Source organism: Streptomyces sp. NBC_01013, from assembly GCF_045162765.1.
Classification (GTDB): domain Bacteria; phylum Actinomycetota; class Actinomycetes; order Streptomycetales; family Streptomycetaceae; genus Streptomyces.
In genome coordinates this window covers 7,481,711-7,496,503 of the sequence record NZ_CP108687.1, presented here as the reverse complement: position 1 = coordinate 7,496,503, position 14,793 = coordinate 7,481,711, and the positions used below count along the sequence as shown (strand labels likewise).

The 14,793-nt window shown below is 72.8% G+C and carries 2 protein-coding genes; both read left to right on the top strand.

Features of this window, described 5'->3' with window-relative positions:
- The first annotated feature begins 37 nt into the window (after positions 1 to 37).
- Complete coding sequence (locus tag OG538_RS32645) at positions 38 to 11,614, top strand: SDR family NAD(P)-dependent oxidoreductase (protein ID WP_406100396.1); 11,577 nt, start codon at positions 38 to 40, stop codon at positions 11,612 to 11,614.
- Complete coding sequence (locus OG538_RS32640) at positions 11,604 to 14,753, top strand: type I polyketide synthase (RefSeq protein ID WP_406099108.1); 3,150 nt, start codon at positions 11,604 to 11,606, stop codon at positions 14,751 to 14,753. The genes OG538_RS32645 and OG538_RS32640 overlap by 11 nt, the downstream gene beginning before the upstream one ends.
- Positions 14,754 to 14,793 lie beyond the last annotated feature (40 nt).

Genomic DNA, 14,793 nt, shown 5'->3' with positions numbered 1-14,793 from the left:
GACGAACGAGGCCAGGCTCCGCGACTACCTCAAGCGCGTGACCAATGACCTGCTCCAGACCCGGCAGCGGCTGACCGAGGTCGAGGCCGAGCGGCACGAACCGATCGCGATCGTCGGCATGTCGTGCCGCTATCCGGGCGGGGTGCGCTCCCCGGAGGAGCTGTGGGAGGTCGTCGCTTCGGGCACCGACGCGATCTCCCCGTTCCCGGAGAACCGGGGCTGGGACACCGCCGCGCTCTACGACCCCGATCCGGACCGGACCGGCCGCAGCTATGCGCGGGAGGGCGGGTTCCTGCACGAGGCGGACCGCTTCGACCCGGCGTTCTTCGGCATCAGCCCGCGTGAGGCGACGGCCATCGACCCGCAGCAGCGGCTGCTGCTGGAGAGCGCCTGGGAGGTGTTCGAGCGGGCGGGCATCGACCCGGACACCCTGCGCGGCTCCCGCACCGGAGTGTTCGCCGGGGTGATGTACGGGGACTACGGCGGGCGGATCCGCCGGGCCCCGGACGGCCTGGAGGGGTACATCGGCACGGGCAGCGCAGGGTCCGTCGCGTCCGGCCGGCTCTCCTACACCTTCGGGCTGGAAGGCCCTGCGGTGACGGTGGACACGGCGTGCTCGTCGTCGCTGGTCGCCCTGCACCTGGCCGTGCAGTCGCTGCGCCGGGGCGAGTGCGATCTGGCGCTCGCGGGCGGGGCGACGATCATCGCGACGCCCGGCCTGTTCGTCGAGTTCAGCCGGCAGCGCGGGCTGTCCCCGGACGGCCGGTGCAAGGCGTTCGCCGCGTCGGCGGACGGCACGGGCTGGGGCGAGGGGGTGGGGCTGCTCCTGGTGGAGCGGCTGTCGGACGCCCGCCGCAACGGACACCGGGTGCTCGCGGTCGTACGGGGCTCCGCCGTCAACCAGGACGGCACGAGCGGGCAGCTGTCCGCGCCCAACGGCCCCTCCCAGCAGCGGGTGATCCGCCAGGCCCTCGACGACGCCGGGCTCACCACCGCGGACGTGGACGCGGTCGAGGCCCACGGTACGGGGACGAAGCTCGGCGACCCGATCGAGGCGCAGGCGCTCCTTGCCACGTACGGGCAGGACCGTCCGGCCGAACAGCCTTTGTGGCTGGGTTCGTTGAAGTCGAACATCGGACACACCCAGGCCGCCGCCGGGGTCGGCGGGATCATCAAGATGGTGCAGGCCATGCGCTACGGGCTGCTACCGAAGACGCTGCACGTGGATGAGCCGTCCCCCCACGTCGACTGGGACTCCGGAGCCGTACGCCTGCTCACCGAGGACGAGGCCTGGCCCGAGCACGACAGGCCGCGGCGGGCCGCCGTCTCGTCGTTCGGGATCAGCGGGACGAACGCACACGTCATCCTGGAGGCGCCCGTGACGGAGGCCGCCGAAGGTGAGGGCACGGGACCGGCCACGCCTTCCACCGCGGTGCCGTGGCTGCTGTCCGCGCATGGTCCCGACGCCCTCAAGGAGCAGGCAGCGCTGCTTCGTTCGTATGTGGAGGACCGTCCCGAGCTGGACCGGGCGTCGGTCGGCGGGGTGCTGGCCCGGGGCCGGGCGGCCCTCGGTCATCGGGCGGTCGTCGTCCCCGGGAGCCACGAGGAGCTGGTGCCCGCGCTCGACTCGCTGGCCCGGGGTGTGCCGTCGGCCGATGTGGTGGAGGGTGTGGCGGCCGACCACGGGAAGACGGTGTTCGTGTTTCCGGGTCAGGGTTCGCAGTGGGAAGGCATGGCCCGCGAACTCCTCGCCACCTCACCCGTGTTCACCGAACACCTCACCGCCGCCGCCGAAGCACTCCAACCCCACACCGGCTGGAACCTCCTCGACATCCTCCACGGAAAACCCGACACACCCCCCATCGACCGCGTCGACGTCATCCAACCCGCACTCTTCGCCGTCATGACCGCCCTCGCCAGACTCTGGCAACACCACGGCATCCACCCCGACGCCGTCATCGGACACTCCCAAGGCGAAATCGCCGCCGCCCACATCGCCGGAGCCCTCACCCTCAACGACGCAGCCAAAATCGTCGCCCTGCGCTCCCACACCCTCCTCCAACTCGCCGGCACCGGCGCCATGGCCTCCCTCCCCCTCACCCACCAACAAACCACCACCCTCCTCACCCCCCACCCCGACCTCCACATCGCCGCCCACAACGGACCCACCACCACCGTCATCGCAGGCAACCCCCACACCCTCAACACCCTCATCACCACCCTCAACAACCAAAACATCCGAGCCCGCACCATCCCCGTCGACTACGCCTCACACACCCCCCACGTCCAACCCCTCCAAAACACCCTCCACACCCTCCTCCACGACATCACCCCCCAACCCACCACCACCACCTTCTACTCCACCCTCCACGCCCGCCCCATCAACACCACCGAACTCAACGGCGACTACTGGTACGACAACCTCAGCAACCCCGTCCAACTGCACCCCACCGTCGAAAAGCTGCTGGAGGACGGCCACACCGTCTTCGTGGAAGTCAGCCCCCACCCCGTCCTCACCACCGCGCTCCAGGACACCGCCGACACCACCGACACCCCCACCCTCATCACCGGCACCCTCCGCCGCAACGAAGGCACCCTCACCCGCTTCCACCTCTCCCTCGCCCACCTCCACACCCACGGCATCCCCATCGACTGGACACCCACCCTCCCCACCGCACCGGGGCCCGCCACCGACCTACCGACCTACCCCTTCCAGCACCGGAGTTACTGGCTGGAGGACGCGGCGACCGACGGGGACCCGGAGAGCCTCGGGCTGCACACGACACAGCACCCCCTGCTCACGGCCGCGACCACGCTCGCCCAGGGCGACGCGCTGCTGCTCACCGGCCGGATCTCGCTGCGCACCCACCCCTGGCTCGCCGACCACGCCATCGAGACAACGGCGGTGCTTCCGGCTGCGGCTGCCCTCGAACTGGCTCTGGAGGCAGGCAGGTTGCTCGGCGATCTGCCGGTGTTCGAGCTGACGCTCGACACTCCGGTGGTCTTCCCGGCCACCGGTGGCGTGGACGTACAGGTGACGGCCGGGGCCCCGCGCGGTGACGGTCGGCGCGATCTGACCCTGCACACACGTGCGTACGACGAAACGGACGACGACAGCGCGCTGCACCGCGCCTGGACCAGCCATGTCACGGGCCTGCTCGGCCCCTTGGAACCGGACGCCGAGGCAGCCCGGGAGTCGCTGACGTCCTGGCCGCCGGCCGGGGCGAGTGCCGTCGACGTCGGCGAGGTGTACGAGCGGCTGGCCGCGCTGGGGTACGAGCTCGGCCCCGCCCTTCAGGGGCTCACGCGGCTGTGGCGCCAGGGCGACGAGCTGTACGCCGAGGTGTCCGCGCCGGAGGGCGTCGCGGCCGACGCAGGGCGGTACGGGTTGCATCCGGCCCTCCTCACGGCGGCGCTGCAGACCCTGCTCCCGCAGGGCGACGAGCTGCTCGAACCCGTCGTGTGGCACGGTGTGAGCCTGTACGCGGTGGGCGCGGGCGGACTGCGGGTGCGCGTCTCGCGGCGCGGGGACGGGTTCGCCGTCCTGCTCGCCGATCCGAGCGGTGCCCCGCTCGCCTCCGTCGACTCGGTCGCCCTGCGGCCGCTGCCCGCCGGGGTCCTGGACCGGGCGGACCGGGTCCGCCACGACTGGCTGCTCGGCACCGACTGGACGCCGGTGCCCGCGCCGGTGGACGGCGCCCCGCCGCCGTACACGAGCTGGACCTCGTCCGCCGAACCCGCGGCCGAGCTGCGGGACGCCTTCGGGGACACCGCCCATGTCCCGTACGAGCCGGCGCCCGCCGAGGACACCGCCCCCGGCCTCGTCCTGCTGCACGCGTCGTCCGCGAGCGAACTGCTGCCCGCACTCCAGACCTGGATCGCCGAAGGGACGAACGGCGCCACCCAGGTGGCGGTCCTCACCCGTCACGCCGTCACCACCGGCCCCGACGATGTGCAGGATCTGGTCCCCTCTCCCGTCTGGGGTCTGATCCGGGCAGCTCAGTCGGAGAACCCCGGGCGGATCACCCTTGTGGATCTCGACACCGAACCTGCCTCACTGAGCGTCCTGCCGGCGGCTCTCGCGGCCGGGGAACCGCAACTGGCCCTGCGCAACGGCGACATCCGGGTCCCGAGGCTCGTCGCGTCCGTACCGCAGGAGGCCGGTGAGCCGCCCGTCCTGCCCGAGGAATCGACGGTCGTCGTCTCCGGGGGCGGCGACCTGGCCGCAGCCGCGGCCGTCCACGCGGTCACCGCCCTCGGCGCGCGCCGCCTGCTCCTGCTGTCCCCCGGTCCGGGGCAGGCGGACCGGCTGACCGGGCTGGGTGCGGAGGTGGTGGTGGCCGAGGGTGACGTGTCCGACCGGGACTTCCTGGCAGGGGCTCTGGCCGCGCTGCCGGCCGGGCATCCGGTCGGCGCCGTCTTCCACGCACCGGCGGCGCCCGACCGTACGGTCCTGCTCTCCACCGCACCCGAGGAGTTCGGCGTGCGGCTGCGTACCGCCGGTGCGGCGGCCTGGAACCTCCACGAGCTCACCCTCGGTCTCGATCTGGGCGCGTTCGTGCTGCTCGCCCCCGACGCGTCATCGGCGCTCGGCGGCACCGGCCGCGCGAGCGCGGCCGCCCTCGGCACGTACCTCGACGCTCTCGCTCAGCACCGGGTCTCCCTCGGGCTGCCGGGCGTCTCCCTCTCCTGGGGGCCTCGCGATGCCGTGCCGGACTCCGCCTTCCACGGGCTCGTCCGCTTCGACGAGGGCCAGGTGACCGCCGGCCTGGAGCTCGCTCTTCGCTCGGCGGGCCGGCCCGCCCTGGTCGCCGCCCGCCTGGACCGGGCGGCTCTCGGCGCACAGGCCGCCGCCGGTCTGCTGCCTCCGGTGCTGCGCGGCCTGGTCCGCACGGTCCGTACCGCCGCCGGTGCGGACGCCGCGACGGCGGGCACCCTCGTCTCGGCGCTGGTGGGACTGCCGGGGCCGGAACAGCTGCGGTTGCTGGGCGAGTTGGTGGGAGAGCAGGTGGCGGGGGTACTCAGGCACTCGGCCGGGGACACCATCGACGCGTACCGCGCCTTCAAGGACCTCGGCTTCGACTCCCTGACCGCCGTGGAACTGCGCAACCGGCTCAACACGGCGACGGGCCTGCGGCTGCCCGCGACCCTGGTCTTCGACCACCCTTCCCCTGCCGCTCTCGCGGCGCATCTGCGGGATCAGCTGCTGGGTGGTGTCGCCGGCACCGACGCGACGCCGCCTGCCGGGCGATCCGCGGTGCGGGACGGCGAACCCATCGCGATCGTGTCGATGGCCTGCCGCTACCCCGGCGGGGTGCGCACGCCGGAGGACCTGTGGCAGGTGGTCGCGTCGGAGAGTGATGCCATCTCGCCGTTCCCCACCAACCGGGGCTGGGACCTGGACCGGCTGTTCGATCCCGATCCGGCGCACCCGGGGACGTCGTACGCCCGCGAAGGTGGGTTCCTGCACGACGCGGACGAGTTCGACCCCGCGTTCTTCGGGATCAGCCCGCGTGAGGCGACGAGCATGGACCCGCAGCAGCGGCTGCTGCTGGAGAGCGCCTGGGAAGCGTTCGAGCGGGCCGGAATCGACCCGACATCGTTGCGCGGGTCGCGGACCGGGGTGTTCGCGGGCGTCGTGTACACGGACTACGGGTCCCGGGTGAAGCTTCCCGCCGACATGGAGGGATACCTGGGCATCGGGAGTGCGGGCAGCATCGCCTCGGGGCGGATCGCCTACACCCTCGGCCTCGAAGGCCCTGCGGTGACGGTGGACACGGCGTGCTCGTCGTCGCTGGTCGCCCTGCACCTGGCCGTGCAGTCGCTGCGGCGCGGCGAGTGCGATCTCGCGCTGGCCGGCGGCGCGACCGTCCTCGCCAACCCGGACATCTTCATCGGCTTCAGCAGGCAGCGCGGCCTGGCCCCGGACGCCCGGTGCAAGGTCTTCGCGGCCGGCGCCGACGGTACGGCCTTCGGCGAGGGGGTCGGGCTGCTCCTGGTCGAGCGGCTCTCGGACGCCCGCCGTAACGGACACGAGGTGCTCGCCGTCGTGCGGGGCACGGCCACCAACCAGGACGGGGCGAGCAACGGCCTCACGGCCCCCAACGGGCCCTCGCAGCAGCGGGTGATCCGCCAGGCCCTCGACGACGCGGGACTCACGACCTCCGATGTCGACGCCATGGAGGCCCACGGAACGGGGACGAAGCTGGGTGACCCGATCGAGGCGCAGGCGCTGCTTGCCACGTACGGGCAGGACCGGTCGACAGAACAGCCCCTGTGGCTCGGGTCGTTGAAGTCGAACATCGGGCACACCCAGGCCGCGGCCGGGGTCGGCGGGATCATCAAGATGGTGCAGGCCATGCGGCACGGGCTGCTGCCGAGGACGCTGCACGTGGACGAGCCCTCACCGCACATCGACTGGGACGCCGGAGCCGTACGCCTGCTCACCGAGGCCAGGGAGTGGCTCCCGAACGGCCGTCCGCGCCGGGCCGGTGTCTCCGGGTTCGGCATGAGCGGCACCAACGCCCACGTCGTGCTGGAGGAGGCACCGGACGACACGTCGGTGAAGGAGCCGGTGGTGAGCGGTGCGGCTCCGCCGCCGTGGCTGCTGTACGGCCACAACGCCGAGGCGCTCGCCACGAACGCCAGGCTGTTGCGCCACCACCTCCAGGAGCATCCGGAGGTGGACCCGGCCCCGGTCGCGAAGGCGCTGGCGACGGGCCGGGCCGGGCTGGCCCATCGCGCGGTCGTCGTTTCGCGGGACCGGGAACGGTTGCTGGAGACCCTCGCGGGACTGGAGCGGGGCACGGCAGGTGCGGACGCGGTGAGCGGGACGGTCACGGAGACCGGTAGGACCGTGTTCGTCTTTCCGGGCCAGGGCTCGCAGTGGGAAGGCATGGCCCGCGAACTCCTCGCCACCTCACCCGTGTTCACCGAACACCTCACCGCCGCCGCCGAAGCACTCCAACCCCACACCGGCTGGAACCTCCTCGACATCCTCCACGGAAAACCCGACACACCCCCCATCGACCGCGTCGACGTCATCCAACCCGCACTCTTCGCCGTCATGACCGCCCTCGCCAGACTCTGGCAACACCACGGCATCCACCCCGACGCCGTCATCGGACACTCCCAAGGCGAAATCGCCGCCGCCCACATCGCCGGAGCCCTCACCCTCAACGACGCAGCCAAAATCGTCGCCCTGCGCTCCCACACCCTCCTCCAACTCGCCGGCACCGGCGCCATGGCCTCCCTCCCCCTCACCCACCAACAAACCACCACCCTCCTCACCCCCCACCCCGACCTCCACATCGCCGCCCACAACGGACCCACCACCACCGTCATCGCAGGCAACCCCCACACCCTCAACACCCTCATCACCACCCTCAACAACCAAAACATCCGAGCCCGCACCATCCCCGTCGACTACGCCTCACACACCCCCCACGTCCAACCCCTCCAAAACACCCTCCACACCCTCCTCCACGACATCACCCCCCAACCCACCACCACCACCTTCTACTCCACCCTCCACGCCCGCCCCATCAACACCACCGAACTCACCGGCGACTACTGGTACGACAACCTCAGCAACCCCGTCCTGTTCGAACCAACCATCCGCACCCTCCTCCAAACCGGCCACACCACCTTCATCGAGATAAGCCCCCACCCCATCCTCACCACCGCACTCCAGGACACCGCCGACACCACCGACACCCCCACCCTCATCACCGGCACCCTCCGCCGCAACGAAGGCACCCTCACCCGCTTCCACCTCTCCCTCGCCCACCTCCACACCCACGGCATCCCCGTCGACTGGACACCTGCCCTGCCCCCCGTGCCGGGGCGCGCCACCGATCTGCCGACGTATCCGTTCCAGCACCGGCGCTACTGGCTGGAGGGACCCGCCGCCCACAGCGACGCGGGAAGCCTCGGGGTCGATGCCTCCGACCACCCGTTCCTGACCGCGTCGACCACGCTCGCCCGGAGCGGGACCCTGCTGCTCACGGGCCGGATCTCCCTTCGCACCCACCCCTGGCTCGCCGACCACGCCGTGAGCGGTGTTCCGCTTCTCCCGGCTACCGCCCAGCTGGAGCTGGCGCTCCAGGCGGGCCGGCACGCCGGCGTCGGCGCGGTGGACGAACTGACCCTGGAGGCGCCTCTGTTCGTTCCGGAGCACGGTGGCGTGCGGATCCAGGTCTCGGTCGAGGCGCCGGACGAGGAGGGGCGGCGGCAACTGGCCGTTCACGCGCGGCCCGACGGGCCGGCGGACGATGTGCTGGGCGAGGCACCGGGGTGGATCCGTCATGCCACGGGCGTTCTCGCCCCGGCGGACTCGATCGCCTCCCGGGCCCGGGGGGGCGACAGGGATGCCTGGCCGCCGGAAGGCGCCACCGCGCTGGACACCGACGGGCTGTACGGGGAACTCGCCGCGCTGGGGTACGCCTACGGACCCGCTTTCCAGAATCTCACCGCCGGGTGGCGGTCGGGCGACACCGTCTACGGCGAGGTGTCACTCCCGCCCGAACTGCACGCGGAGGCGGCCCGGTTCGTGCTGCATCCGGCGCTCCTGGACTCGGCCCTCCACACGCTGGGGCTGGGTGACTTCCTCGGCGAGGGAATCCGGCTTCCGTTCTCCTGGTCGGGAGCGGCGCTGCGGGCCACCGGGGCCACGGCTCTGCGGGTGACCGTGTCCCCCGGTGACGGGGGCCGGGACACCGTCCGGGTCGCGGTCGCCGACCCCACGGGGGCGCCTGTGGTGAGCGTGGAAACGCTCACCCTTCGGCCGGTCGACCCCGGTCAGCTCCCGGCCGCGACGGGGCCCTCCGCCCTCGGCTCGCTCCATGCCCTTGAGTGGGCGGAGCTCGGCGAGCCGGCCGAGGACGGCACGGCCGCGTTCGAGGTGCTGGACGCCACCGGCCCGTTCGAGGGCGCGACGCCGGTCGCGGCCGGTGCGGCAGTGGAGTGGCTCCTCGGCCGGCTGCGGGAGCATCTGACCGACGAGGAACGGCCGGAGACCCGTCTCGTCGTGCTCACGGCCCGGGCCGTGGCGGCCCGGGCCGGCGATCCGGTCGAACTGGCGGCCGCCCCCCTGTGGGGTCTGGTGCGGTCGGCCGCCACGGAGAACCCCGGCCGCATCACCCTGGTGGACCTCGACGGCGAGCAGTCCTCCCAGGACGTGCTTGCCGCGGCCGTCGCCACCGGGGAGCCGCAGTTCGCGTTGCGCGACGGCCGGATACTGGTGCCCAGGCTGCGCCGGACGGAGGCCGGGCCCGCCCCCGTCGTTCCGCCCGAGGGCGTGATCGGCTGGCGACTGGAGACACCGGGCGGTTCGCCCGACGATCTGCGTGCCGCCGCTCATCCCGCCGCCGAGGCACCGCTGTCCGAGGGGCAGGTACGGATCGAGGTGCGGGCCGCCGGGCTCAACTTCCGCGATGTGCTGACCGCCCTCGGCATGGTGCCGGCCGGCTCTCCGCTCGGGACCGAGGCCGCGGGTACGGTCGTCGAGACCGGGCCGGGGGTTGACGACCTCGATGTCGGCGACCGGGTGTTCGGCCTGGTGCCGGGCTCGGTGGGGCCCCTGGCGGTCGCGGACCGGCGGCTGATAGCCCGTATCCCGCACGGCTGGTCGTACGCGGAGGCGGCGGGTGTGCCCGCCGTGTTCACCACCGCCTACTACGGACTGGTCGAGCTGGCCGGGCTGCGCCGTGGAGAGCGGGTACTGATCCACTCCGGGGCCGGCGGCGTCGGGATGGCGGCCATCCAGGTGGCCCGCCACCTCGGGGCCGAGGTGTTCGCCACGGCGAGCCCGGCGAAGTGGGGTGCGCTGCGGTCGCTCGGTATCGACGCGGAGCACATCGCGTCGTCCCGTACGACCGAGTTCGAGCGGCAGATCCTGGACGTGACCGGTCGTGCGGGCACCGCGCCCGTACCGGGGGCCGATGTGGTCCTGAACTCGCTGACCGGGGAGTTCATCGATGCCTCGCTGCGGCTGCTGTCCCGCGGCGGGAGGTTCGTCGAGATGGGGATCGCGGACCTGCGGGACCCGGAGGAGATCGCGGCGGTCCGGCCCGGCGTCGCGTACCGGCCGTTCGAACTGCTGGACATGGATCCGGACCGGGTCGGGGAGGTGCTGACGCGGGTCCTCGCCCTGTTCGAGCAGGGTGAGCTGTCTCCGCTGTCGGTCACCACCTGGGACGTGAGCCGGGCGCCCGACGCCTTCCGGCACTTCGGGCAGGCCCGGCAGGTGGGCAAGGTGGTGCTGACGCTGCCTGCGCGCACCGCCCCGGAGGGGACGGTCCTGATCACGGGTGGCACCGGCACCCTCGGGGCCGCGCTGGCCCGGCACCTGGTGACCACGCACGGCGTGCGCCATCTGCTGCTCACCGGTCGCCGAGGTCCGGACGCCCCGGGTGCGACCGGTCTGAGCGCCGAACTGACGGAGCTGGGCGCCACGGTACGGATCGTCGCCTGCGACGCGGCCGACCGGGAGGAACTCGCCGGGCTGCTGGCCTCCGTGCCGTCCGGGCTCCCCCTGACAGGTGTGGTGCACGCCGCCGGTGTCCTGGACGACGGGGTGCTCGCCTCTCTGACCCCCGACAAGGTCCGCGCCGTGCTGCGGCCCAAGGTGGACGCGGCCTGGAACCTGCACGAGCTGACGCGGGACCTGGACCTTTCGCTCTTCGTCCTGTTCTCCTCCGCCTCGGGGCTGCTCGGCGGGGCGGGGCAGGGCAACTACGCGGCGGCCAACGTGTTTCTGGACGCGCTGGCCGGCCACCGGCGGGCGCGCGGGCTGCCCGCGGTGTCGCTGGCGTGGGGCATGTGGGAGGCGGCCAGCGGCATGACAGGACATCTGGCCGGCGCCGACCGGGCGCGGATCGCCCGGGGCGGACTCGTCCCGATGTCGGTGCCCGAGGGCATGGCGCTGTTCGACGGCGCCCTGGCCGACGGCCGCCCGCTGCTCGTACCGGCGCCCCTGGACGGCGCGGGGCTGCGGGCACTCGCCGATGCCGCTCCGGGGACGGGCGGGGTGCCCGCCGTGCTGCGGTCGCTGGTGCGCGCGCCCGCCGTACGACGGGCGGCGAACGGCGTGCGTCAGCCCGATTCGCCGACGACGGACCGGCTCGCGGCCCTGCGCGGCCCCGAGCGTACGCAGGCGCTGCTCGTGCTGGTGCGCGAGCAGGTGGCGGCCGTGCTCGGCCATCTGACGGTCGATGACATCACCGCCGACCGGGCGTTCAAGGAGATCGGTTTCGACTCGCTGACGGCGGTCGAGCTGCGCAACAGGATCTCGGCGGCCACCGGCCTGCGGCTGCCCACCACCACGGTGTTCGACTTCCCGACACCCACCGCGCTGGCCGATCGGCTGTCCGTGCTCCTGGCGCCGGACGAGCGGACGGACGCAGACGAACTGGAACGGCTGCTGGAGTCCGTCGTGGTGGACAGCGACGGGTTCCACGCGCTCAGGGAGCGGCTGCGGGCCGCGCTGTGGAGGTGGGACGAGCAGGCAGCGGATCCCGCTGCCGGGGCCGGGGAGCCGGCGGACGGTGAGCTGGACACGGCGACGGACGAGGAACTGTTCCGCACGCTCGACGAGGAACTGGGTGCGTCGTGACAGTCATTTCAGCGCACGAAAGGCGAGGGCGATGAGTAACGAGGACAAGCTCCGGGACTACCTGAAACGGACCACGGCCGACCTCAGGCTGGCCCGGCGCAGGATCAAGGAGCTGGAGGACAAGGAGCACGAGCCGATCGCGATCGTGGGGATGGGCTGCCGGTTCCCGGGCGGAGCCGATTCGCCGGAGGCACTGTGGCGGCTGGTGGCCGAGGAGACGGACGCCGTGTCGGGGCTGCCCGAGGACCGCGGCTGGGATGCGGACAGGCTCTACGACCCCGATCCGGACCGCGGCGGCACCATGTACACCCGCGAGGGCGGGTTCCTGGAGGGTGCGGGAGAGTTCGACGCGCCCTTCTTCGGGATGGGGCCGAGGGAGGCCGTCGCGACCGACCCGCAGCATCGGCAACTGCTCGAGGTGGCCTGGGAGACCCTGGAGCGCGCCGGCATCGCCCCGGGTTCCCTGCGCGGCAGCCGTACGGGCGTCTTCGCCGGGGTGGTGTCGCAGGCGTACGTGCCGCCGCCGGAACAGGTGCCCGAGGGGTTCGAGGGGCATCTGATGACGGGCAACGCGACGAGTGTCGCCTCCGGCCGGATCGCCTACCACCTGGGGCTGGAGGGCCCGGCCGTCACGCTCGACACCGCCTGCTCGTCCTCGCTCGTGGCGATGCATCTGGCGGCGCAGTCGCTGCGGCGCGGTGAGAGCGATCTGGCGCTGGCGGGAGGCGTCACCGTGATGGCCACCCCGCTGCTTCTGGTCGAGTTCAGCCGGCAGCGCGGGCTGGCCCCCGACGCGCGGTGCAAGGCCTTCGACGCGGCGGCCGACGGCACGGGTTTCTCGGAGGGCGCCGGCCTCGTCCTGCTGGAGCGGCTGTCCGACGCGCGACGCAACGGCCACCGGATCCTCGCGGTGCTGCGCGGTTCGGCGGTCAACCAGGACGGTGCGAGCAACGGCCTCACCGCCCCCAACGGCCCGACGCAGGTCCGGGTCATCCAGCAGGCGCTGGCCTCCGCCCGGCTCGCCCCGCAGCAGGTGGACGCGGTGGAGGCGCACGGCACCGGGACCCGGCTCGGCGACCCGATCGAGGCGCAGGCCCTGCTCGCCGCCTACGGTCAGGGGCGCCCGGAGGGCGAGCCGCTGCTGCTGGGTTCGCTCAAGTCGAACATCGGTCACACCCAGGCCGCTGCCGGAGTGGCCGGGGTCATCAAGATGGTGCAGGCGATGCGCCACGGGGTGCTGCCGCGCACCCTGCACGTGACGGAGCCGACCCCGCACGTCGACTGGTCCTCGGGGGCGGTGGAACTGCTCACCGAGGCCGTCGAGTGGCCCGATCGGGGCCGGCCCCGCCGGGCCGGGGTGTCGTCCTTCGGAATCAGCGGTACCAACGCGCACGTCATCCTGGAACAGGCCGACGCCGTGGATGTCCCGGAACACGAGGGGCCCCCGAGGGAGGACGCGGACCCGGCGGACGGACCGCGCACCGCGCTCCTGCCGGAGCCCCCGGCGCCATGGCCGCTGTCGGCCCGTACGGAGTCGGCGCTGCGGGCCCAGGCCGGCCGGCTGCACGCACACCTGCTCGCGACGCCCCGTCTGCGGGCCCACGATGTGGGCCGGACTCTGGCCCTGGGGCGTACGGCGTTCCGCCACCGCGCGGTCGTCCTGCCGGGCGACCGTTCCGAGCAGCTGGCGGCACTGGCCTCGCTGGCCTCTGGGGGAAAGCCTGTCCGGGTGGTGCGCGGCAGTGCCGCCGCACCACCGTCCACGGCATACCTGTTCACCGGCCAGGGTAGTCAACAGCCGCGCATGGGCGCTGAGTTGTATGAGCTTCGTCCTGTCTTCGCCAAGGCGCTCGACGAAGTGTGCGAGGCGTTCGAACCGATGCTGGCGCGACCGCTGAAAAGCCTGCTGTTCGCAGCGGAGGGCAGTCCCGAGGCGACACTGCTGGAGCGCACGGAGTACGCGCAGCCCGCGCTGTTCGCCATCGAGACAGCCTTGTTCCGCCTCCTGGAGCACTCTCTTCCGGCGCCGGGCCAGGTCGCCGGGCACTCGATCGGAGGGCTCGTCGCCGTGCACGCGGCGGGCGCACTCTCGCTGGAGGACGCCTGCACCCTGGTCGCGGCGCGGGGCAGGCTGATGGAGGCCATGCCGGCCGGTGGCGCGATGGTGGCGTGCGAGGCATCGGAGGAGGAGGTGCGTGAGGCTCTGGCCGGGTACGGGGGACGGGTGGGCGTGGCCGCGGTCAACGGCCCGCTTTCAACGGTCGTCTCGGGTGACGCGGACGCGGTGTCGGAGGTCGCCGACGCGTTCCGGGAGCAGGGCCGCAGGACCCGCCGGCTCCGGGTGAGTCACGCCTTCCACTCCCACCACATGGACGGGGCGCTGGACGAACTGCGTGCGGTGGTGGCGCGGTTGCGCTTCCAGGAGCCGCGGATTCCCGTCGTCTCCGACCTGACCGGCCGCCGCGCCGGACTCGGCGAACTGCGGCAGCCGGACTACTGGGCGCGACAGCTGCGCGCACCGGTGCGCTTCGGCGACGCGGTGGTGACGCTGGCCGAGGCCGGGGCGACCGCGTTCGTGGAGGTGGGCCCCGATGCGGTGCTCACCCCCCTGGTGGCGGCCTGCCTGCCCGGGACCGCACCACTGGCCGTCCCCTCGCAGGTGCGCGATCGCCGGGGTGAGGAGACGTTCGCGGTGGCCCTCTCCAAGCTCCACGCGTCGGGCGGCGAGGTGCGCTGGGACAGCTGGTTCGTGGAGCAGGCGGCGCTCCCGGCCGAGTTGCCGACCTATCCGTTCGAGCACACCCATCACTGGTGGCCGTCTCCGGCGGCCGAAGCACCGAAGGTGCGGCGAGCGCCGGAACCGGTGGGGGCGCCGGAAGCGCCGGCGCCGGAGGAGGGTGGCTCGCTGCTGGATCTCGTACGGCGGCACGCGGCGCATGTGCTCGGTCACGAGTCACCGGAGTCGATCGCGGCTGAGGACAACTTCCTCGACATCGGCTTCTCGTCGTTCACCGCACTGGAGGTCCGCAACCGGCTCTGCGAGGCGACCGGTCTGCTGCTGCCGCCCGTGCTGCTCTTCGACCACCCCACGCCGTCGGCCGTAGCCGGCTTCATCCGGGACGAGCTGGCCGCCGCGTAGGCAGGGCACGACGACGGGAGCCGGGCCCCTGCGGACAGGG